Genomic DNA, 1,164 nt, shown 5'->3' on the forward strand with positions numbered 1-1,164 from the left:
GGCTACGCTGAAGAAGCCGCCGTTTCGCCGACGGTTTGCTGCTGAACTGCGGAATGCGAGATCAGCGACGCGACTGGTTCCGTTTCGTGGCCCAGAAGGGCCTTGCAAGCGGGTCTCTCGACCCACTTTGGCCGCTCATGGGCGCACCTGCGCCATCAGCCGCGTGCGGCTCATGTAGAGATTGGCCAGCGCGAGTGCAGTAAAGGCGCGCGTGGCGTTCTTCGCGAGGCCGCGATAGCGCACCTTGCCGAAGCCCCACAGCCGCTTGACCACCGCAAAGACGTGCTCGACCCGGGCACGTATCCTGGACTTGTTGCGATTTTTCGAGCGTCTGGTTTCATCGACTTCGCCACTGCGATTGCGCACACGCTGATTGGTAAAGTCCTTCGCTTGCGGTGCCTTGCTGGCGATGAGTTCCTTCTGGCTTGCATAGGCGCTGTCACCGTACACACGCCGCTCGGCGCCATGCAGCAGGGTCGGCAGCGGATGCTTGTCGTGCACGTTCGCCGCCGTCACTACCGCGCTGTGTGCCAGTCCCGTCTGGCTATCCACACCGATGTGCAACTTCATGCCGAAGTACCACTGCTGCCCCTTCCTCGTCTGATGCATTTCGGGGTCTCGCGCCTTGTCCGCGTTCTTCGTGGAACTCGGTGCACCAATTATGGTGGCATCCACGATGGTGCCGGTGCCTACCTTCAGCCCGCGCCCTTGCAGTACCTCGCCCACCTTGGCAAACAACTGTTCGCCGAGCTTGTTGCGCTCCAGCAGCCGGCGGAACTTCAACAGCGTCGTGCCATCGGGAACACGCTCGCGCCCCAGATCGATCCCAACGAATCGCCGCAAGGCGGTACTGTCCAGCAGCGCTTCCTCGCAGGCTTCATCGGCCAGGTTGAACCAGTGCTGCACAAAGTACATGCGCAGCATGCGCTCCAGACCCACTGGCGGGCGACCACCTTGCCCCGTCGGATAGTGTGGCTCGACAACCTCGCACAACTGCGTCCACGGCACGATCTGCTCCATCGTCTCGAGGAACACATCGCGTTTGGTTGGCCGACGGTACTGTTCAAATCCGGCGCCTTGATCGGCCGCCATCGCAAGGGTCTGTTGTTTCATGCGCATCTAACGATTGAAGGCTCAGTGGCGTTGACCTTTTTCAGCGTAGCC

General features: G+C 61.4%; 1 protein-coding gene. It reads right to left on the reverse strand.

The window, feature by feature from the left end; genetic code table 11:
• Nucleotides 1–135: 135 nt before the first annotated feature.
• On the reverse strand, nucleotides 136–1,113 hold the full coding sequence (locus tag P3T40_RS44945; RefSeq protein WP_429274098.1) for an IS5 family transposase: 978 nt from the start codon (nucleotides 1,111–1,113) through the stop codon (nucleotides 136–138).
• Nucleotides 1,114–1,164 lie beyond the last annotated feature (51 nt).

This window comes from Paraburkholderia sp. EB58 (assembly GCF_050436665.1).
Taxonomy (GTDB): Bacteria; Pseudomonadota; Gammaproteobacteria; order Burkholderiales; family Burkholderiaceae; genus Paraburkholderia.

Bases quoted from the DNA above. Each gene is read 5' to 3' on its own strand.
- P3T40_RS44945 (WP_429274098.1), bottom strand. From the start codon at position 1,113: ATGAAACAACAGACCCTTGCGATGGCGGCCGATCAAGGCGCCGGATTT.